17 protein-coding genes and 1 riboswitch are annotated in these 19,584 nt (G+C 37.7%); of the genes, 2 read left to right on the top strand and 15 right to left on the bottom strand.

Features of this window, described 5'->3' with window-relative positions; genetic code table 11:
• Window positions 1-464: 464 nt before the first annotated feature.
• From V7068_RS16470 to acpS, 5 genes are all read right to left on the bottom strand, one after another.
• The gene (locus V7068_RS16470) at window positions 465-815 is read right to left on the bottom strand and encodes a type II toxin-antitoxin system PemK/MazF family toxin (RefSeq protein ID WP_119118987.1); all 351 of its coding nucleotides are present in this window, start codon (window positions 813-815) and stop codon (window positions 465-467) included.
• Between the two features lie 7 nt (window positions 816-822).
• Window positions 823-1,107, bottom strand: a complete 285-nt coding sequence (locus V7068_RS16465; RefSeq protein ID WP_119118988.1) for a CopG family ribbon-helix-helix protein — start codon at window positions 1,105-1,107, stop codon at window positions 823-825.
• 157 nt (window positions 1,108-1,264) lie between these two features.
• On the bottom strand, window positions 1,265-2,419 hold the full coding sequence (gene alr, locus V7068_RS16460) for an alanine racemase (RefSeq protein WP_499713690.1): 1,155 nt from the start codon (window positions 2,417-2,419) through the stop codon (window positions 1,265-1,267).
• Between the two features lie 281 nt (window positions 2,420-2,700).
• The gene (locus V7068_RS16455; protein WP_375351513.1) at window positions 2,701-3,711 is read right to left on the bottom strand and encodes a LolA family protein; all 1,011 of its coding nucleotides are present in this window, start codon (window positions 3,709-3,711) and stop codon (window positions 2,701-2,703) included.
• Window positions 3,712-4,022: 311 nt separating this feature from the next.
• On the bottom strand, window positions 4,023-4,385 hold the full coding sequence (gene acpS / locus V7068_RS16450) for a holo-ACP synthase (protein WP_252288568.1): 363 nt from the start codon (window positions 4,383-4,385) through the stop codon (window positions 4,023-4,025).
• A gap of 77 nt (window positions 4,386-4,462) precedes the next feature.
• Here acpS and V7068_RS16445 point away from each other — a divergent pair, with 77 nt between their 5' ends.
• Window positions 4,463-5,044 carry a rhomboid family intramembrane serine protease gene (locus V7068_RS16445; RefSeq protein ID WP_499713689.1) on the top strand — a complete coding sequence of 194 codons (582 nt, stop codon included), beginning with the start codon at window positions 4,463-4,465 and terminating at the stop codon, window positions 5,042-5,044.
• Between the two features lie 67 nt (window positions 5,045-5,111).
• On the opposite strand, the gene V7068_RS16440 is transcribed toward V7068_RS16445, so the two are convergent.
• The 3 genes from V7068_RS16440 to cshA form a co-directional block, all read right to left on the bottom strand.
• Complete coding sequence (locus V7068_RS16440; RefSeq protein ID WP_499713688.1) at window positions 5,112-6,572, bottom strand: PH domain-containing protein; 1,461 nt, start codon at window positions 6,570-6,572, stop codon at window positions 5,112-5,114.
• Window positions 6,565-7,038 carry a PH domain-containing protein gene (locus tag V7068_RS16435; protein ID WP_499713687.1) on the bottom strand — a complete coding sequence of 158 codons (474 nt, stop codon included), beginning with the start codon at window positions 7,036-7,038 and terminating at the stop codon, window positions 6,565-6,567. The genes V7068_RS16440 and V7068_RS16435 overlap by 8 nt, the downstream gene beginning before the upstream one ends.
• A 291-nt stretch (window positions 7,039-7,329) precedes the next feature.
• Complete coding sequence (gene cshA / locus V7068_RS16430) at window positions 7,330-8,814, bottom strand: degradosome RNA helicase CshA (RefSeq protein WP_252292733.1); 1,485 nt, start codon at window positions 8,812-8,814, stop codon at window positions 7,330-7,332.
• Window positions 8,815-9,847: 1,033 nt separating this feature from the next.
• Here cshA and V7068_RS16425 point away from each other — a divergent pair.
• A complete protein-coding gene (locus tag V7068_RS16425) occupies window positions 9,848-10,993 on the top strand; it encodes a PP2C family protein-serine/threonine phosphatase (protein WP_499713686.1) in 1,146 nt (381 codons plus the stop codon).
• 78 nt (window positions 10,994-11,071) lie between these two features.
• On the opposite strand, the gene V7068_RS16420 is transcribed toward V7068_RS16425, so the two are convergent.
• The 7 genes from V7068_RS16420 to V7068_RS16390 all read right to left on the bottom strand — a co-directional run bounded on the left by V7068_RS16420 (window position 11,072) and on the right by V7068_RS16390 (window position 19,235).
• Window positions 11,072-12,451 carry a UDP-N-acetylmuramoyl-tripeptide--D-alanyl-D-alanine ligase gene (locus tag V7068_RS16420; RefSeq protein WP_499713685.1) on the bottom strand — a complete coding sequence of 460 codons (1,380 nt, stop codon included), beginning with the start codon at window positions 12,449-12,451 and terminating at the stop codon, window positions 11,072-11,074.
• Between the two features lie 112 nt (window positions 12,452-12,563).
• Window positions 12,564-13,631 (bottom strand): D-alanine--D-alanine ligase, encoded by a 1,068-nt coding sequence (locus V7068_RS16415; RefSeq protein ID WP_499713684.1) that lies wholly within the window; start codon window positions 13,629-13,631, stop codon window positions 12,564-12,566.
• A 256-nt stretch (window positions 13,632-13,887) separates the two neighbouring features.
• Window positions 13,888-14,658 carry a hypothetical protein gene (locus V7068_RS16410; RefSeq protein WP_252292729.1) on the bottom strand — a complete coding sequence of 257 codons (771 nt, stop codon included), beginning with the start codon at window positions 14,656-14,658 and terminating at the stop codon, window positions 13,888-13,890.
• Between the two features lie 327 nt (window positions 14,659-14,985).
• Window positions 14,986-15,351, bottom strand: a complete 366-nt coding sequence (locus V7068_RS16405) for a rhodanese-like domain-containing protein (RefSeq protein ID WP_499713683.1) — start codon at window positions 15,349-15,351, stop codon at window positions 14,986-14,988.
• Between the two features lie 144 nt (window positions 15,352-15,495).
• Window positions 15,496-16,758, bottom strand: a complete 1,263-nt coding sequence (locus tag V7068_RS16400) for a cation:dicarboxylate symporter family transporter (protein ID WP_499713682.1) — start codon at window positions 16,756-16,758, stop codon at window positions 15,496-15,498.
• 156 nt (window positions 16,759-16,914) lie between these two features.
• A riboswitch (cyclic di-AMP (ydaO/yuaA leader) is annotated at window positions 16,915-17,058 on the bottom strand.
• A gap of 243 nt (window positions 17,059-17,301) precedes the next feature.
• The gene (locus V7068_RS16395) at window positions 17,302-18,558 is read right to left on the bottom strand and encodes an efflux RND transporter periplasmic adaptor subunit (RefSeq protein ID WP_499713681.1); all 1,257 of its coding nucleotides are present in this window, start codon (window positions 18,556-18,558) and stop codon (window positions 17,302-17,304) included.
• 14 nt (window positions 18,559-18,572) lie between these two features.
• A complete protein-coding gene (locus V7068_RS16390) occupies window positions 18,573-19,235 on the bottom strand; it encodes a G protein-coupled receptor family protein (protein ID WP_499713680.1) in 663 nt (220 codons plus the stop codon).
• Window positions 19,236-19,584: the final 349 nt, after the last annotated feature.

Below are 19,584 nucleotides of genomic sequence, written 5' to 3'. Positions count from 1 at the left end.
AAAGCTTACCTTTGAAAACCACAAAGGTAAGTTTCACTGTATCTCACCAATCGGACCTTACTACAAAAGCGAGGCGACTGTTCAGCCCCGACAAGCATAAGATGAAATGCGGCGTGGCGCAGTTTGCCACAGAGCATGACAGCTTATGACCTCGAGGGGCTAGGAGCCGCAGCTAGATGAGGGCAGTTGTCCCCCACCTATCTTCCTTGTTTACTCATAAGCTTGAGATGGGGGTCTTACTGCCCGTTAAGAGTGGGATAAAGTAAAACGCGCACCACTAATCCGCTCTCTCCTTATGAATGATTAGCTCAACCAATTCATTACGGGCATCGGCTCTATTTCCTAATCAAATGTTAATTGGCAAAAAAAAACGACCCCAGTGTCGTTAACCGGAATCGCCTAGTCTTTATTTATAAAAAAAGAACATATATAATAGCACCCTGCTATAGGAATTCATCTTTTCTCTAAAATTCTTTTAAACCTAAACTAATCTGTAAAGCTTCGTTTACTTTTTGCATCATTGTTTCATCGAGATACGTAATTTTGTCTGTCAAGCGTTGCTTATCAATCGTGCGAATTTGTTCTAAAAGAATAACGGAATCTCGCTCGAATCCATATTTTTTCGCGTTAATCTCCACATGTGTTGGCAATTTTGCTTTTTGAATTTGAGCTGTAATGGCTGCCACAATCACTGTCGGACTAAAGCGATTTCCGATATCATTTTGAAGAATGAGTACCGGACGGGTCCCACCTTGTTCTGAGCCGACAACTGGAGAAAGATCTGCGAAGTATACGTCACCACGCTTAACAACAATCAATGGCTCAGCCTCCACTAGCTAATCGCTCGACAGCATGTTCAGCTTCATATTCTGGATATTCAGCCTGAAATGCTTCAGAAGCGATTGTTAAATTAATGGCCGCCATTTCAATATAGCCACGTTTCATTGATTCCCGAAATTCTTTCTTTTTACGAAGATACATAGTCGTGGCACGATAAATAAACTCACTGCGATTAACGTTTTCTTCACTCGCATACCCGTCTAACTCAGTTAATACATTTTGAGGTAATCGAATTATTATCTCTCTTGTTGCGCCGGATTCAGACACAAGCATACACCTCCACCATCACTACACACCATAGTCTATATACCTTTTCCATATTACCATTAAAATACCTATCTGCAAAGAGTATATTCCATCCTCTGTCTTATTATCAGCGAACCGCAATAAATATTATTCACATTTTTGTAATTTTTTTACACAATCAATCATTCAAGAGCGTATTACGGACGTGTGATACTTGATAATTCTGCCTATATACACGCGGTACACGCGCCGCTATCATACAAGTCACTTCATAATTAATCGTTTCTAATGTCGCGGCAATCTCATCCACTGAAATCGCTAACCCATCACTTTCACCAATTAACGTCACTTCTGTCCCAATAGGAAGTGGTTGAGACAACTTAATCATACACTGATCCATACAAATTCGGCCAACAATCGGCGCCTTTTCACCTGCAACAATCACTTCTTGGCTATGCAACTTACGAATCCATCCATCCGCATAACCAATAGGCAATGTAGCAACCCACTCTTCTTCTGCAGCCGTATAAGTAGCTCCATAGCTAACATGATCGCCTTTGTTCAACCGTTTCACATGTACGATTTTTGTTTTCAAGCTAAATGCTTCTTTCAACGTAAAAGGCAATAGCTGCTTGATATCTGGAGACGGACTTAACCCGTACATACTAATCCCGAAACGTACAGCATTAAACAAAGGGTCTGTAAATCGTAATGAAGCCGCACTATTTGCCGCATGAACAAGTTCAGGAAGCTTTCGCAAAGAAGATAACAACATTTTAAATGTATTTAGCTGCTGTTGATAATATGATAAATTTAGTTCATCAGCTGTTGCAAAATGCGTAAAAACTCCAACAAATCTAAACCGAGGTTCGTTCGATAACCACTGTTCAAGAGCCTGCAATTCTTCCGAAGTACGTACACCGATTCGCCCCATACCGCTGTCACATTTAATATGCACATGAAGAACCTGTTTCTCCCCTACATACTGCTTCACTTGCTCCAGCCACTCTTGGCTAAAAACCGTTAAAGAAATGTGCGCTTCTGCAGCAATACCGGCATCTTCCGGTCTAGATGCACCAAGCACAAGAATAGGAGCTGTAATTCCTTTTTTTCTGAGCGCAAGTGCCTCATCTAAAAAAGCGACAGCAAGAAAATTGGCCCCCGCTTTAAGTGCTGTATTCGCTACTTCATAATCACCATGTCCATATGCATTCGCCTTCACAACAGCAAACATTTTTACATCTTGCGGCAATATTTTTTTCATAGAAACAACATTTTCATAAATGTAATCTAAATTCACTTCCGCCCATGTATCGCGGTGAAACCCCTGCATACTCAAACTACGTAACCTTCTTTCATTATTTCTCCATTTATTTCATGCCTAACGGGCAGCAAGACCTCCTGCCCCAAGCTGGGACACAACTAACTGTCCGACTTGTTCAACTACCCATAAGCAGGCCCCCACTGATGGAAGTTTTCCTTTATTTTAAAACGGTTTAACAGAAAGGAAAAGAGCTATATGTCATATAGGCCATTTACAGGCAACAACGATGTCCAAAAAGATAGAGGCTGTCTCCATCAATAGGACAGCCTCTGTGTTTTCAAAATCCCACTCTATTTTACAGGCTCCACTCCAACTGTACGAGCTATCTCTACCATTTCATCTGGAGATAAGCTTTGTGAAGCAAGCGTATAGTTGACTCCTTCATATGTCCACGTCACCATATTATCCGCTAATGCACCTACTGTAAATCCTAAATCTACTGGATTTCCATTTACAGTTGTCGAAACGATTTTCGTTTGGACCACTTCAGCCTTCTCTTGAATTAATGTAAAGCTGTTCTTTTCCCCTTCATATGTCAAAACAACCCGTTCCCCATTTTCTGTATCAATTCGTTGTTCATCAGTTAAACTCATACCTTGCATTTCCGCTGGATATTTAACAGAGAAATTTTGATCTTTTACTTCAGCCATCACTTCTACCTCAAGCTGAGCACTTGTCATATTTTTCTGCATATCAAACGCATCTTTATCAAACGTTGTATCGAATTTCACCTTGGAGAACTCCACTGTAACTAATACATTTTTATCTGGATCCATCACCTTTACACTAACTGGAGATAGATCCTTTTTATTCAATGTAATTTCTTGGACAGGAAGCATTTTACTATTTTGATAGCGTGTTTTTGTTTCAAATACATATTGGTTATCTACTTCTTTAAATGTTGCACTTTTATCCTCCGTAATATCTTTTACAAGTGACTCGTATAAATACGCTTGGCTGCTATTCTCCGGCCATTCACTTTGAAACTTAAAGCTCTTATTTAACGCGGGCGTTAAAACATATACTCCCTCATTATTCCTTAAAATCATTTGGCTTTGTTCTTTCTCTTGGTTCTTCAAATTTACTCGATAGAAAGAAGGATTCTTATGCCAAATTTCCACGTTATATACTTGCGGATCGGTCCCCATTTGTAACGTCATCTTCGCATTTGCTTTGTAGCCTTTCATTTCTTCAACCTTTTCATTTAAAGCTGTCACAACATCAGCTTGTGATTTCTGACCACAGGCACTGAGAGCCAACAACAGCATAACCCCAGCCAAAAGAATCCCCATTTTCTTCATCTTTTCAACCCCTTTTGTCATTTAAACATAAAAGAGAGAGGAAAAGGCAGGACCTTAAGACTTAGCGTTTATCTTGATGTATCTCCCACCTGAAGTCCGCTATGCTTTCCCCAACCTTGTCTCTCTCTATCGCAATAGAAGTATATGAGACAACCTCAGCAAATATGATTCGAAAAGCGGAAGCGACTTGGGCAAGCACATGCAGCAATTTGAACGAAACTAAAAAGCATCCCGTGCCTGTTAGGAGCCATTATTCTCTGCGTAACAAACTAAATGTTAAAGCTCGATAAGTAAGAAAAACAGCACTTCTGTTAAGATTCTTCTACTTCTTCAATGACGACTTGAGCAACAGCATATTCTTTGCTGTGACTAATGGATAAATGGACTCCTTTGGAGATTGGCGCAGTAATGCAGGGTTTCCCTGCTTCATCGACCATAATTTCAATATCAAGAAAAGACAAGTGCTTCCCTATTCCTGTTCCATTTGCTTTTGAAAAAGCTTCCTTAGCCGCAAAGCGCCCTGCAATATATTCAATTTGCCGCGCTCCCTTCAGCTGCTCATACCGGCTTTGTTCATTAGCTGTTAAAATTCGTTCTGAAAAACGTGGTTGACGCTCTATAATCTGCTTCATTCTTTGAATTTCTGTAATATCAATCCCTATTCCCTTTATCATCTAAACAACCCCTTCTATAATAGACGTAACATTCATAAAATGAGTACAACCATTTCAATCTTCCAAAAGGAGAATCTATGTTTATAAGAACTGAAAGCTTTCAACAGTATGTACGTTGTTTTCCTGCTGTTACCTCCTACATTTTCTTTATGATGATTGTATTCGTACTAACCTTATTTCCATCGTTTCTTGGAAATATCATTCATTACGGAACAGGTGTTAACTTGTACATTGCAGATGGTCAATGGTGGCGACTCCTTACCCCAACTTTTTTACATTACTCGTTTACCCATATATTGTTTAATGGGTTTTCCCTAGCCATCTTTGGACCAACACTTGAAAAAATTCTGGGTTCTATAAAGTTTGCTCTTTTTTTTCTATTAACAGGGACCATCGCCAACATTGCTACCTTTTTCTTAACACCACTTACCTTCATTCATACCGGAGCAAGCGGAGCGATCTTTGGCATTCTCGGATTTTTCCTCTATATGGCTCGTTTTCGAAAACATCACTTATCTAAAAATGAAATTCATACGATTTATACTCTAACAGGCATCGCTGTTATTATGACATTTATCCAACCTAATATAAACATTGTCGCTCATATCGGCGGCCTACTTGCAGGTGTCATTCTCGCTCCACTATTTTGGCGTAAATAAAAGAAGCTAACTGTTTAGTAGCTTCTTTTATTCTTGGCTATGTGAACGAAAATGGTTTGTTTTTCTGTTAGTTCGTACGACCATTCTTTAAAAACCATGTTTGCACCGCATCAAAATCCTTGGCTTCTACGTCCCTTACTTCTCCCTCTCGAAAAGCAATTCCTGATTTGATTAAAGCAGAAATAGAAGAGAGTTGCTTTCGTTGCTGCGCCCAGCTTGTTTTTGATTCAATCGATTGAATTTTACTTTTATGAAACAAAATCGTTTGTTTGGATAACCCTCGGCTCCTCATCAACAGTTGATGATTCGTAATATTCCAACCAGCCGCTTTATATTGCAAAAAAGCCCAACCAATACTAATTGGCAATAAAACCAAAGAAACGTACCCCCAAGGGCGGAAAAAATAAATAAAAACGATTATGACAGGAATGAAGAAAATGGCCCGTCGAAACATATAGCGCGGAAGTGCACGTGCCGGCAACGGCTTCACTTCTACATCTGCTACATAATCTGGTAGACATTGTTCTAAATATTTTTGTAAATGTTTCTTTTTCACAAGCGGAAAAAGCATAACCTTTAAGCTATCTTTATCCGCTTCTGACCCTCCTGCATACTCCAAATAAACCGTTGCATAACCTAAAGGCTGCCTTACTACATTTTCGATAATTCGAATCCCTTGTACTTTTTTTAACGGAATCGTCAGCTGTCTTTTCTCAAGTAAACCTCTTGAAATGATTAACTCATCTTCCTTTTTCTCAACCGTAAACCGAGCATATTTCAACATCATCCCGATTGTCGCAAGCATGTATACAATCAGCACTGCGACGAAAGCGAAAACGGTCAATAAAAAGGTACCGAGCGCTAATACATCCTCATACTCCCCAACAAACCGCTCAAATGGGATCATTTCATCAAACTGCGAAACAAAAGCAGCCACCCCAGATAGCACAACTCCAACAGCCCCAGAAGTAGCAGCCATCAAGAAAAGCTCTGGAAATTGCAGTCTAAACGTCACAGCGGACTCTTGCTTAATAACGGGTTCCGCGACTAAATCGATTTCTGGCTGTTCTCCTAGCATTTTATTTCTTTTCGCTTCTGCTAATCGTTCATTTAATCGTTCAGCTTCTTCTTTACGAATGGCCGATAACACCGCTTCTGCTTGAGCACCGCCGGCGGTTTCGATACTAATTTTCACAAGCCCGCACAGCCTCTGAATAATCCCTTCTGACACATCAATACTATGTATTCGTTCAAAGCGAATATAACGTTTTTTTCGGACAAATACACCCGATTCAATCCTTAATTCACCATCTTCAATACGATAGGTAAATCGAAACCATTCAATAATAGCTGTCACAATAACAAATAAACAAATACTACCCAAGATGGCCAATTGAATCGTCCCCGCTAATCCATCCATATCCCCTCCGAAGACGACAACAATGATAATCGGAACGAGCATATCTTTAATAGCCTTTATCACATTCAACAACATAGCAATCGGATGCAATCGTTTCGGTTCAGACATCTTCTTCCTCCACACTTGCCATTTTCGAAATATATTGCCTCAATTCATCCGCCTCCTGTAAATCAAGAGCCGGAATCGTATGTACAGTCGCTGCAGTTGATACTTCCACTGACGCTAAGTCATATTTACGTAAAAAAGGACCTTGGTTCGTTTCTACATGCTGAACACGAATCATCGGTACAAGCGTCCGCTTAATGACAAAAATCCCTCTTTGAATTTCAATTTCTGTCTCTCGCACTTCATAACGAAAACGGCGCCACTTAATTAAAGGTAATAGATAGATCCCTAAGTATGGCTGAATGACCGATAATACAATCAGCCCCCCAATAATCCAAGGTGTCCAATCAAATATAATGGTTAACACAAGTACAGCAATCGTAATAATCCAGATTATCAAACATTCCAAAAAACCAATGATGCGCCATACCTTTAACGCCCTCGTTGATATTTGGTTTTGAAGCTCCATGAATTCACTCCTTCCCATGAGAAAAATCCTATTTTCATACCACTCCTCTTCAGTATACTATATCTATTTGTTCACTTCTTTTTCTTTTATTTTTACGTCACCATACTTTTAAGCAAAGTGATGGAGCCTGGAGCTAAACAACAAAACGATTTAAGAATGTTATACTTTCTTGTACTTTCCCAAAAAACTTTACTTCTTCCACAAAAAACGGCCTTTCCACGATTGAACGATCGAGAAAAGGCCGTAAACTTGATTTATTCTTTTGTTATAAGCTTTTGTTCAGCCTTATTATTAATGGCTTTGTTTTTCACGTCTTTGGCTCGAGCTACGGTTGCCATGACCATTCGATTTACGGTTAGTTGAACGTTTAGCACCGAAATCTTTTCTGCCAGATGAGCTGCGTCCGTTACGATTTCTATTATTAGAGCTGCCGCCACGGTTACGGTCACGACGCATTGGCATTGGTGCTTCATCTGTTAATTTAACAGGTGTTTGATCAGGCTCTTTTGTTAATGATTTAAGCATTGCAGCTACTAAATCAACAGCCGTATGCTTTTGCATTAACTCTTCTGCTTGAGCAAGGTATAATGAAAGATCTTCATTTTCAATTGTGTTTTGAATTTTTTCTGTAACAGCTTTTTGTTGTCCTTCTAACGCTTCTGTCAAAGTTGGTGTCTTCATTTTCACCATACGCTTTTTCGTCGTATGTTCAACAGCTTGTAATTGACCTCTTTCTCTCGGAGTAACAAATGTAATCGCTACACCATGTTTACCTGCACGTCCAGTACGTCCAATACGGTGAACGTAGCTTTCTGGATCTTGGGGAATATCGAAGTTATACACGTGAGTAACACCTGAGATATCCAAACCACGTGCCGCTACGTCTGTTGCAACTAATACATCAATGTTACCCTCTTTAAATTTCTTTAACACAGATAGACGCTTCGCTTGACTTAAATCACCGTGAATTCCTTCAGCCATATAGCCTCGGATATTTAAAGCAGATGACAGTTCATCCACACGACGCTTTGTACGACCAAATACAATCGCAAGCTCTGGTGTTTGAATATCAAGAAGACGCGCTAACGTATCGAACTTTTCATTTTCTCTTAAATCGACATAGTATTGCTCAATACGGTCAACTGTCATTTCTTTTGCTTTTACACGTACAAGCGTTGGATTTTGCATGAATCTTTCTGCAATCTTACGAATTGGGTCAGGCATTGTTGCTGAGAATAACAATGTTTGTCTCTCTTCTGGAACAGTAGACAAAATAGACTCAATATCTTCAATGAATCCCATGTTTAACATTTCATCTGCTTCATCAAGTACCACTGTGTGTACATTGCCTAAACGGATGTTTTTACGTTTAATATGGTCAAGTAAACGACCTGGTGTACCGACAATAATATGTGGTTTTTTCTTTAAAGCACGGATTTGACGATCGATATCTTGACCACCATATACCGCTAATACACGCGCTCGTTTTCCGTAGCCAAGTTTGAAGAGTTCTTCAGAAACTTGAATCGCAAGTTCACGTGTTGGAGCAATGACAATTCCTTGTACATTCTCGTCATTTATATCGATATTTTCCATTAACGGAATACCAAATGCTGCTGTTTTACCTGTTCCAGTTTGAGCTTGACCAATAATATCTTTTCCCTCAAGCGCTAATGGAATCGTTTGAGCTTGAATCGGGCTCGCTTCCTCAAATCCCATTTTTTCAATTGATTTCATAGACGTTCTATCTAATCCTAATTCGCTAAACAATGTCAATGTGTTCGTGCTCCTTTTAATATCATAAATTTATCTGTGCATGTTGCAACGGTTCTTGTTCAAATTACAACAAATGTGACGGAGGTTGTACTTTACCTCGTATAAAGAAAATTCACCAATTGGCTCATCTTCAGGCAGATAGATGCGTAGTTGCACTTATCCTATTCCCCTAAAAATCGGCAGTTGTTTCAAAATCATCCCTATGCTGACAATGTATACTACAAATAGTATAAAAAAAAGGGGGGGATATAATTACCTAAACAACTACCTTATTAGTTCGGCTGAACTCAATATATGGATTTAACAAATAACATACATCAGCCTTCTCTTACTGTGCTGGATTCAATAGTAAATACACATTACTATGTTTGTAAACATAGGCGCATTTTATTACTCGTATATATAGCCAAGATGAAATTCAAATTGGAAAAGTTAAAGTAGCATAATCGGTAATTGAACCGAACATTTAGGTGAGGGCTGCTGCACCTTACTTTTTCATGCAGCCGATGGAGCTGCCTATCTAACTTGACGAGAGCCAAGATTCTATACAAAAAACAGGCACGGTGCGTTGAGGAAATGCAGAAGTGGATAAGCGTATAGCTTACTTCCCTATGAGCAACTAAAGCCGCCATCTTAGGCAGCTTTTATTTATAATCAAGACGCTCGGCCTATTTAATCTAAAAGTACATAGTCCTTCAAAATGAAAATCATGAAATCGTTCATGTTCATGACAAAACTTGAATAACTTGAACTGACTTAACAACATAAAAAAATGAATACGTTATTAAGGCGTTTAAACCCATACTATATATTATCATTTTATAACCACTATTGCAATAAAGGATATCCAATCACGAATCTCACTTAAAATGCTCGCCCCATTTAATAATAGTGTTTCCCAAAACCCTAACATTATATAATACAGCTTAAACATTAAAAGGAACAAAACTATGTATAGCTTTTAAAACCAGCCTGTTAAATGGTAAAATATATCTAGATTAATCACACTTCAAAATAAAACAGAGGAATAACCATGAAACTATATACACTTAAACTCCCAGAATGTGAAGAAATTCACCATACCTTACAAACTTTAGAGAGAAATGTAATCATCCTAACTGAACAAGAGGCATTAGCAACTATACAAAAGCAGAACCATAATCAAATGCTCTTTATCTTACCTTTATATTATTCAAAAGAATCGATATATTTACTGAAAATCATCGAGCTTATCGACAAGTATGAAATACCAATATTATTTGTTTATAAACGCACCAAAAGAATGAAAGAGCCCTACGCACTTCCGAAAAAAACAATCTACGAGACCATTCAAATTCCCGCTGACCTAATAGAAGTAAAATTAAAATTAAAGTCTTTACAAAATATTTGCATACAATTATATACAGCAAAAGTAAAAGAGCAGGAGCTCGAAAGCATCCGCAACCGAATAAGAGCGGATTTAACTCTAGCTAAACATATCCAACAACTTGTCTTGCCTCCACCTATTTCAGAAACAGACATCGAAATTCAAGGGATTTTCCAACCATCTAGTGAGATATCTGGTGATTTATTCTTTTGGATGCATATAGACGAGGGAGAGTACGGACTTATTATGATTGACGTTTCCGGAAAAGGTGTGTATGCGGCTCTTATTAGTATGGCCATACGTTCCTTAATGCCTGGCTTAATCAAGCGCGTAAAAGATCCGTTTAAAATAACAAAAGAGTTACATGAACATATGGGAAGATTGTTTCAAAAGTTAGACGAGGAGACATATAAATCCACCTATTTCACTGCATTTATTGCATATATCAATACAAAGGAACGCCAATTTCAATATGTCAACAGCGGCCATCCACCAGCTATTATTTATTGTCCACATACAGAGAATACACACATATTAGCAACTAATTCTATTCCTATTGGACTGAATCCGCATTTAGACATCGAAAAACATTCATTTTATTACGAACCCGGCAGTCGTTTCATTGTCTATACGGACGGTTTAATCGAATCACCTAATCACCCAAATATTTTGCGTTTTGATACGCTTCAAAAGGAATTTAAAGAAAAGATTCATCAAGACACATCCACCCTCCTGCACGAAATGTTAGTTTCACGAATGAGGCACTCCGAAATCAATGATGATATTTGTTTAATCGCAGGTACCCTTTATTAGAAAATTTTCCTTCAATCCCTTTAAAAACCTCAAATAAAATAAAAATCGGTTTACCCATGCGAGTAAACCGGCTTTTGTTTATTTTTGCAATGCCTGAACGACTTCTTCTAAACGCATACCTCTTGACGCTTTTACAAGAATAAGATCATTAGCTTGCGTATGTCTTTTTAATTCTTCAATTAATTGCTGCTTATCTTGAAAAGAAAATACACGGTTCTCCTCAAATGTTTCACGCGCACCTATGGCAATATGTTCAGCAAGAGGGCCATAAGTAAATACTTCATCAATTTCATTTTTTGAAATATGTTGACCAATTTTCAAATGAAAATCCTGCTCTTGTAAACCTAATTCCAACATATCACCCAGCACAAGAATTTTCCGATCAAATCCGGACAGCCCTTCAATTAATTCAATCGCCGCTTTCATTGATGTAGGACTAGCGTTATAAGCATCATTAATTACCTTTTCTCCTTTAGCCCCTTCAACTATTTCCATTCGCATATTCGTTAATCGAACCGAAGCTAGCCCTTCTTCTATTTTTACTTGATCCACCTTCAATTCCTTAGCTGCTAACATAGCGGCTAAAGCATTCATCACATTATGATTCCCAAGAACCGGAATTTCGTAAGAACCGACTAATGCACCCGCGACCTTATAAGCTGTACTATCATTTCGTTGTTCAATTGAAGTTACATACAAATCATTCTCACTAGAACGACCGAAAGATTGGATACGCAAATCTTTATCTCGATTTTGGATTTGCTCTGACAACAAAGGTTCATCTCCGTAATAAATAAATGTTCCTTCATCAGCGAGACCCTCGATAATTTCTAGCTTTGCACGAGCAATTTCTTCTCTTGATCCTAAATCTAACAAATGAGATTCCCCAATATTTGTAATAATCGCAACATCAGGACGAGCTAGCTTCGAAAGAAACTCAATTTCCCCTCGATTACTCATTCCCATTTCTAAAATGGCTACTTCTGTATCCTCTGTCATCGACAAAATCGTTAGCGGTAATCCTAAATGATTATTAAAATTCCCACTTGTCTTATGTACCTTATAAGTCGTCGCTAAAAGAGCAGCGGTCATATCCTTTGTTGTCGTTTTTCCATTGCTTCCTGTAACGCCAATTACTTTCACATTCAACTGTCCACGATAAGCTCTTGCTAGTTCTTGTAATGCCACTTCTGTATCCTCCACGATAATAAGGGGGATATCCTTCGGTGGATTCGGGACATTTTGCTGCCATAAAGAAGCAGCAGCTCCTTGTTGAATTGCTTTCTCGACATACTTATGACCGTCGACTTGCTCTCCAAGCAGTGGAACAAACAAGTTATTCTGCTCTACTTTCCGGGAATCAATCGATACGCCAGCAACCTGAACAGACTCCCATTCCGCAATTACATTTAGGCCACCTACCATCTCATGAATCTGCTTTAACGTGCGATTTATCATATTTCTCGTTCCTCCTATAGGCTGTTTCATTATAAAACAAAGCAGAAGCCTATACATTCTAGCGCTTCTGCCTACATCCTACCTCATCTAATTAACAAATAAATAACAATAGTTATACTGTATATTTAATTTTTTGTTTCTCTTCATAACGTTCTTGCGCAAGTTGGACGAGCTTTTCAATTAAAACTGGATATTCCACCCCTGTATGCTTCCATAATAACGGGAACATACTAAATGGCGTAAAGCCAGGCATTGTATTTACTTCATTAATATAGAAGTCCCCTTCTTTTGTTAAGAAGAAATCAGCACGAACCAACCCTGAACAATCTAACGATTTAAACGCTGTAATGGCCATTTTAGATAATTCTGCGTACTGCTCTTCTGTCACATCACCCGGAATAACCATTGTCGACTTACCATCTGTATATTTTGCTGTATAATCATAGAAGTCTTTTCCTGAAATAATTTCTCCTGCAACCGAGCAAGCAGGATGATCATTTCCAAGCACACCAATTTCAATCTCGCGTGCTGTAACGCCTTCTTCGATAATAATTTTCCGGTCAAACTGAAACGCTTCTACGAATGCCTTCTCCAATTCCTCACGGTTAGAACACTTACTAATTCCAACACTTGAGCCTAAATTCGCCGGTTTTACGAAATTAGGATAGCCGAGTTCTGCTTCTACTTGGTTATAGACTTCTTCTCGATTCTCTTCCCATTCAGAACGAATTAACCATGTATACTTAACTTGCGGCAAGCCCGCTTGCGCAAAAATATTTTTCATAATAACTTTATCCATACCTGCCGATGACGCTAAAACACCATTACCTACATATGGTAAGTTTAATAATTCAAACATCCCTTGAACTGTACCATCTTCACCATTTGGTCCGTGCAATAGCGGAAATAAAACATCATAGCCATCTTCATTTGTTTCATTCGCCTTTTGCAAAGAAAGCGGAGCTACTTGACTTCCATTCGGAAATGCTAATTCCTCAACGTTTTCAACTGGTGCGGTCAATTGCGGCCCTTTCACCCAAGCCCCTTCTTTTGTTATGTAAATCGGATATATATCAAATTTCTCCAAATCAAGTGCTTTAATAACCGCCATTGCCGTTTGTAAGGAAACCTCATGTTCTGCAGATTTTCCACCATAAAGCAAGCCGAGTTTAGTTTTCATTTATGTGACCTCCATTATTCTTTTCACCATTATTTATTGTATCATTTCTCAACAAAAACGAACAAAGTTTTATTAAATAGAGTGCGTTACATAAATTTGTTAATTATTACTATTGTGTAACATACATATTTATCGAATGACATTCATTGCATTCTATGTCGCCACACAACTAATTATATGTGAAACTTCATTCGGCAACGAAATTTATCCTACACTAAAAGAACACTAAGCCCCCGCTGATGAAAGCTTCACTTTATCATTTATTTAATACAATCGACCATTCCTTCGTTTTCCATAAAAAAGTAATATAAGCGTCGGGTTCTTGCTTCTGCAGCTCATAGTAATAATCCAGCATGTCATCCATATTCATGAAATCCCCTACTACCCATATTGGAATCTCCATTTTCACTCTCGTTTCAATAGCATGTTTAAGAGAAAAAACAACTCCTTCGGAGAGCACGGCAGACAACTTCTCAAGCACTTCCACTGGTATAATAGGTAAATCTCGTTTTTTCCTCAAACCAAACCACGTTCTATCTGTTTTTAATCCTTCAAGCTTTAAAGAAATAAGACTGCCTAACATTTTATAATACATAGGTAATGAACGATAATAAATTTTACTAAACCATCCATCGTCCTGCGATAAGTAAACAAACTGATTATGTAATTTGGAAAAGAACGGCTGTTTTAAATGATGCTTCATATGCCCAAGATAGAGCAGCTCAGCCAACTCCATTCCGCTCAATTCATCTAAACTATCCTCTTCTTGAAAATCAATCCAACAAAACTCACCATACGCTCTCACATCTTGTTTAATAAATTTCGCTACACCTTCACTCGGTACATAATCTAAAGCAACATTTAAATTAAATTGTGTATCACCATAATCATGTTTTAACAACAAAAGATGTTGCAATGGCTTTTCCAAAGAATTAACAAACTCCCAAAAACTCATCCCATTTGAAATCACAAAACGTTCAGAAGCTTGCACATGCATATATAAGATTTCTCTAATCTCATGCTTCATAACCCACTTCCCTCCGACCTTTCCGTGGAATTAGAGCGCTCATTTTATCAATTTTCTTACTTCTTCACAATCGCACGATATTCCGTTAACCTTGTACATTCATTTAAAGTCATACTATCATACCACTAAAGTGGAATAAACCCTTGAAAACAGAACAAAGTTCATTCCATCCGGAAAACATCACTATATAATGGTTAAAATAAGAGACTATAAGAGTATTTTATACATAAACAATGTAAAATTAGACACTAAAACATAGTGACAATTTGCTCATTCGCAAAAAGAAACACCATTCCAAAAGATAGGACGGTGTTTTTTTAGAATTTCTTAATCTCTCCAGGCATTTATACCACCACTAACATTCTCAATTTGTTCGAAACCTAATTTTTTAAGTGTTTTTGCCGCACTTATACTTCTCATTCCACTATGACAAATGATAACTACCGGCTTCTTTCTATCCAACTCATTCACTCTTTGCTTTAACAAGTGAAGGGGGATGTTGTTAAATTGCGGTATATGACGGTCGTTATATTCAACTTCAGACCGAACGTCAATATACTGTTTCCTTACCTTTAACGATAAATCATTCGCTAAATCTTCTGTTGTAATACTCTTAACCCCTTTTGCTGGTAAAACTTTAGACAAAGCAAAGACGGCTATTGTTAAAAACATGAGCAACGTTACCCAAGACATCTATTCTCCCCCGTTATATACCGACTTATGTATGTATATTTTTATCTTAGTAACCTTCCTTCTTTTTTGTCAAACAAGTCTTCTCTGTAAAGATATAGCTATAAAAAAACCCAGAGCAGCTTCACCGCTCTGGATTTTATATCATTATGACGCTTGCTTCACTTGTTCATCTGCTGCTGCAGGGTTAAATTGCCCTTCCCATTTAGAAATAACAATTGCTGCTAACGAATTTCCGATTACGTTTACAACTGTACGTCCCATATCTAGAATACGGTCAATACCCGCAATAAACGCTAAACCTTCAACTGGGATTCCAACAGTTCCAAGTGTCGCTAATAATACAACAAATGATACGCCTGGAACTCCAGCAATCCCTTTCGATGTAACCATTAACACAAGCATTAATGTAACTTGATCCATAATACTCATATCAATACCGTACATTTGCGCAATAAAGATTGCTGCTAACGCTTGATATAACGTCGACCCATCAAGGTTAAAGGAGTAACCTGTCGGGATAACGAAAGAAGCGATATGTTTTGGACATCCTGTTTTTTCCATTTTGTCCATTATCTTAGGAAGAACGGCTTCAGAGCTTGCTGTTGAGAACGCTAAGATTAATTCTTCTTTTAAGATTTTAATCAGTTTAAAAATACTAAAGCCAGCTAATTTTGCGATAAGCCCTAATACAACTAGAACAAAGAAAATCATCGTTCCATATACAGAAAGAGCTAACTTCCCTAATGGAATCAGGGAGGCCAAACCAAACTTAGACACTGTTACCCCAATTAATGCAAATACACCGAATGGAGCAAATTTCATAATCATATTCGTAACATAGAACATCGCCTCTGCTACTCCGTTGAAGAATTGCAGAACCGGCTTTCCTTTATCTCCAATAGCTGCAATTCCAAGCCCTAGCATAAGCGAGAAGAAAATAATTGCAAGCATATCACCATTTACAATAGCTGCAATTGGATTAGTTGGGACAATATTAACGATTGTCTCAATAAAACCCGCTTCTTCCTTATGCTCTGCTGTATCTACATAACTCGAAATATCAGTTTGTTCTAATTTATCCATATTAACACCAGCACCAGGCTGAAGAACATTCGCTGCTATAATTCCAACGATAATCGCAATCGTGGTAACGATTTCAAAGTAAAGAATCGCTTTACCACCAATTTTACCTACAGCTTTCAAATCACCGACACCTGCAACAGCAACAACAATACTTGCCACAACAATCGGTATAACAATCATTTTAATCAGACGTAGAAAGATATCTCCAATTGGCTGCAAATATTCTTGAGCAGTTGTATTACCATAAAAAATAGCCCCTACAACCACACCGATCAGTAAACCAATGAAAATCTGACTAGCTAAACTTAATTTGAATTTTTTCATACATCCCTCACCTTTCATAATAGTTTTTACAAAAAACAGTGTTTCGGTAAAGGAAACAAGATTGTTGATAAAAAGAAAACGTTTTCTGCAGCTGGAACCGTTTTCTTTTGACCAAAAAAAGACACAAGCGGTGTCTTTATCATAAAGATTCACATATTGTTTCCTTTAAGTCGCTTACGAGGTTAGCTGTCGGGTTAGGATTTGGAAACAAATTGCCCTTTCATTTCTGAATTCACCCCTAGCAGAAAGTTCTGCAAATTTGGGTCCCCCGCTCTAAAAAAGATTCAGCGAAATAACTTTCCCACTTGAAATATTATATTAAAATCGCTAATCTGTAAATATTTTTTATATCTTTTTCTTTATTTTTTCTGGATAAAGACTATTTTATTCTGGATTTAACCGCTTTCTATCTACATTATTTATTTTTGAATTATTTTTAAAAATGCTACCGTAAATTATCTGAAAATAATAACTTTTCTAAATTATCCCTCTGTTTAAAACCAAAAAAGGCCTTCATATAGAAGACCTTTCAGTAAATAGAGACTATTTCTCCAACAACCCAACTAAGAAATAACGCCATTTCTCACGAGTTGTGAACGTATTATAAATATCTGAATCAAAAACAACTTTTTCTGCTTGAATAGGAGTAATAAACGTTGAATGATTTTTCGGAATCACTCTTGGTGTAATAAGAACCGTCTCTCCTTCTGCTGGACCAGAAGCAATCTCAAACTTTTGATTCGCTCTTAATCCCGCTGTAACATATTGTTTATTCACATATCCATTGTTTGTTAACTTAAATACATAGAGGTTGTCCTTTCCATACACCGTTTTCTCCGGAATCGTCGGAACATCTACCGCTTCATTTGTAACGACCGTTACATCTACCTTTGAACCGAGGGCTAGCGGCGGGGATACCCCTTCTTCATCTGACTCTATTACGACTTGAAATGGAAACATTGATTTTTGATTAAGAGAAGGTTCTGACACTGGATAGTTTTCCACGCGTCCAACCGTACCATTGATTCCTTTCTCTAAACGAGGAGATGTAATTTTAACCGGCATCCCAACTGTTGTTTTGTGTAACTGCGACTCAGAAAGAACGCCTTTTACAGCTTGCTGAGTAGAGGCAATAGTCACCACCGGATTGTTAAGTGATTGATTGATCTGTTTCACAACGCCATCCACTTCTGCATCAATCGTAAGCGGCCCACTGAGTTCATTCATCGCTGTTAATTGTGAATCTAGCCTTGTTTTTCTCTCTTCTAATTTACTCTTCTCTAGCTCTTGTTTATAAATTTCTTGTTCAAGTGTGCTAATAATTAAATCGGAAGAAGCATCATGATCCAAACTTACACCGTCTTGCACAATTTCCGAAACCGTTGAAGCAGTAGGAACTTGCGCTTTGTAATCCGTTAATTTCTTAATATATGCCTCAATTTCCGTTATCGCACCAGTTATCTCGGTAATTTCCCGCTCAACTTCCCCTTTATTTTTCTCTAAATCCTTTACTTCATATTCGAATAAAGGTGTACCCGCCGTTACTTCTTCCCCTTCTTTCACAAGAAATCGTTGAAACTCTTTACCCGATTCATCAAAGTACACTTCATATTCCTCAGCAGGGATTGTAACCCCCTTCGTCTCAAACGTTTCCGTTACGGTTGCGGCCTTAACTTTTGTCCAATCTTCCACAAAAATCGAACGCGATACTTTACTGTCCTCTTTTGTAATTAAATAGAGGTTCGTTGCCAGTAACGCACCTGAAACTACTACAGCTGAAAGTACTTTCCATCGTTTCATCTTTCTTCATCCCCTCAAACAAATACGCCCACTTTTACATAGGCCAACAATGCATTCAAAAGCCAAATTACTATATAGCTTAGAACAATAACCGCCAGCAAGGCATATGTATTTCGCTCCGTCATTTTTTTCAGATAATAATACTGTATGGCAATCACCAGCACTTGAAAAATTGTAATTTCACTAAACAAATGAATAACATATTCTTGTGAAACTAGATACTGACTGATTACTCCTAAAGAGAAAGGATTTGCATCATGATTGATATCCATATAAACAAAAAAAGGAAGAAGAAGTACTTTTTCTAACAATTGCACAATAAATATAATCATTTGGACAATTAAAATTTTTAAATACGCAATATCTGTTAAAGCCCATACAAATAGAGCAATGAGAAACAAATAAATTGTTGGATAAAGAAGTCCTGCTACAGCATTTCCTGCTAGAATAAGCAGCTTGCCCATTTCAAATTCACTTTCACCTAACCCAACGAGCTCTCTTGAAAACGATTCTGAGCCAATTCCAAGAAATCCATATAAGCAAAAAAGAAGAAAACTAGTGGCATATAGAACTACAATATTTCTTCCGATATGTGTCACCGCTTCTGCATTTTGCAACTTATATCGACTTCGTTCTAGCGTAAACAAACCTTTCAGTAATCTTACCTGGTAAATCATTATATGTTCCCCCATGCGTTTGGAATATTCTTCTCTATTCTACTTCAACTTTCATCCAAAGGGCAGAATAAATCATTAAAAACTCTCTCCTTTCAGCTATAACAAATGCTACATTCACTATATCACCCTACAATATTAGACCCTAACCTGTAATATATGATCAGAAGAGTTTAATTGTAACAATCGTACAACCAATAAATTATTGGATGACCAGGTAAAAGACATTTCCTTAGCTTTAGCAATTCACTATTATTCCTGTTAAAATAAAATAAATACTTTTTTGTTTTATCCCACACTTAACGGGCAGTAAGACCCCCACCCCAAGCTTATGGGAAAACAAAGAAAATAG

It is taken from the genome of Bacillus sp. JJ634 (assembly GCF_036962285.1).
Lineage (GTDB): Bacteria > Bacillota > Bacilli > Bacillales > DSM-1321 > Peribacillus > Peribacillus asahii_A.
The sequence above is the reverse complement of the archived record's forward strand: the minus strand, read 5'-3'. Positions and strand labels throughout refer to the sequence as shown.

Coding starts and splice junctions, on each gene's coding strand:
- V7068_RS16395 (WP_499713681.1), bottom strand. CDS start 18,558: ATGAAACGATGGAAAGTACTTTCAGCTGTAGTAGTTTCAGGTGCGTTA.
- V7068_RS16445 (WP_499713689.1), top strand. CDS start 4,463: ATGTTTATAAGAACTGAAAGCTTTCAACAGTATGTACGTTGTTTTCCT.
- V7068_RS16435 (WP_499713687.1), bottom strand. CDS start 7,038: ATGGAGCTTCAAAACCAAATATCAACGAGGGCGTTAAAGGTATGGCGC.
- V7068_RS16410 (WP_252292729.1), bottom strand. CDS start 14,658: ATGAAGCATGAGATTAGAGAAATCTTATATATGCATGTGCAAGCTTCT.
- acpS (WP_252288568.1), bottom strand. CDS start 4,385: ATGATAAAGGGAATAGGGATTGATATTACAGAAATTCAAAGAATGAAG.
- V7068_RS16405 (WP_499713683.1), bottom strand. CDS start 15,351: ATGTCTTGGGTAACGTTGCTCATGTTTTTAACAATAGCCGTCTTTGCT.
- V7068_RS16390 (WP_499713680.1), bottom strand. CDS start 19,235: ATGATTTACCAGGTAAGATTACTGAAAGGTTTGTTTACGCTAGAACGA.
- V7068_RS16440 (WP_499713688.1), bottom strand. CDS start 6,572: ATGTCTGAACCGAAACGATTGCATCCGATTGCTATGTTGTTGAATGTG.
- V7068_RS16400 (WP_499713682.1), bottom strand. CDS start 16,758: ATGAAAAAATTCAAATTAAGTTTAGCTAGTCAGATTTTCATTGGTTTA.
- alr (WP_499713690.1), bottom strand. CDS start 2,419: ATGCAGGGGTTTCACCGCGATACATGGGCGGAAGTGAATTTAGATTAC.
- V7068_RS16415 (WP_499713684.1), bottom strand. CDS start 13,631: ATGAAAACTAAACTCGGCTTGCTTTATGGTGGAAAATCTGCAGAACAT.
- V7068_RS16420 (WP_499713685.1), bottom strand. CDS start 12,451: ATGATAAATCGCACGTTAAAGCAGATTCATGAGATGGTAGGTGGCCTA.
- V7068_RS16455 (WP_375351513.1), bottom strand. CDS start 3,711: ATGAAGAAAATGGGGATTCTTTTGGCTGGGGTTATGCTGTTGTTGGCT.
- V7068_RS16425 (WP_499713686.1), top strand. CDS start 9,848: ATGAAACTATATACACTTAAACTCCCAGAATGTGAAGAAATTCACCAT.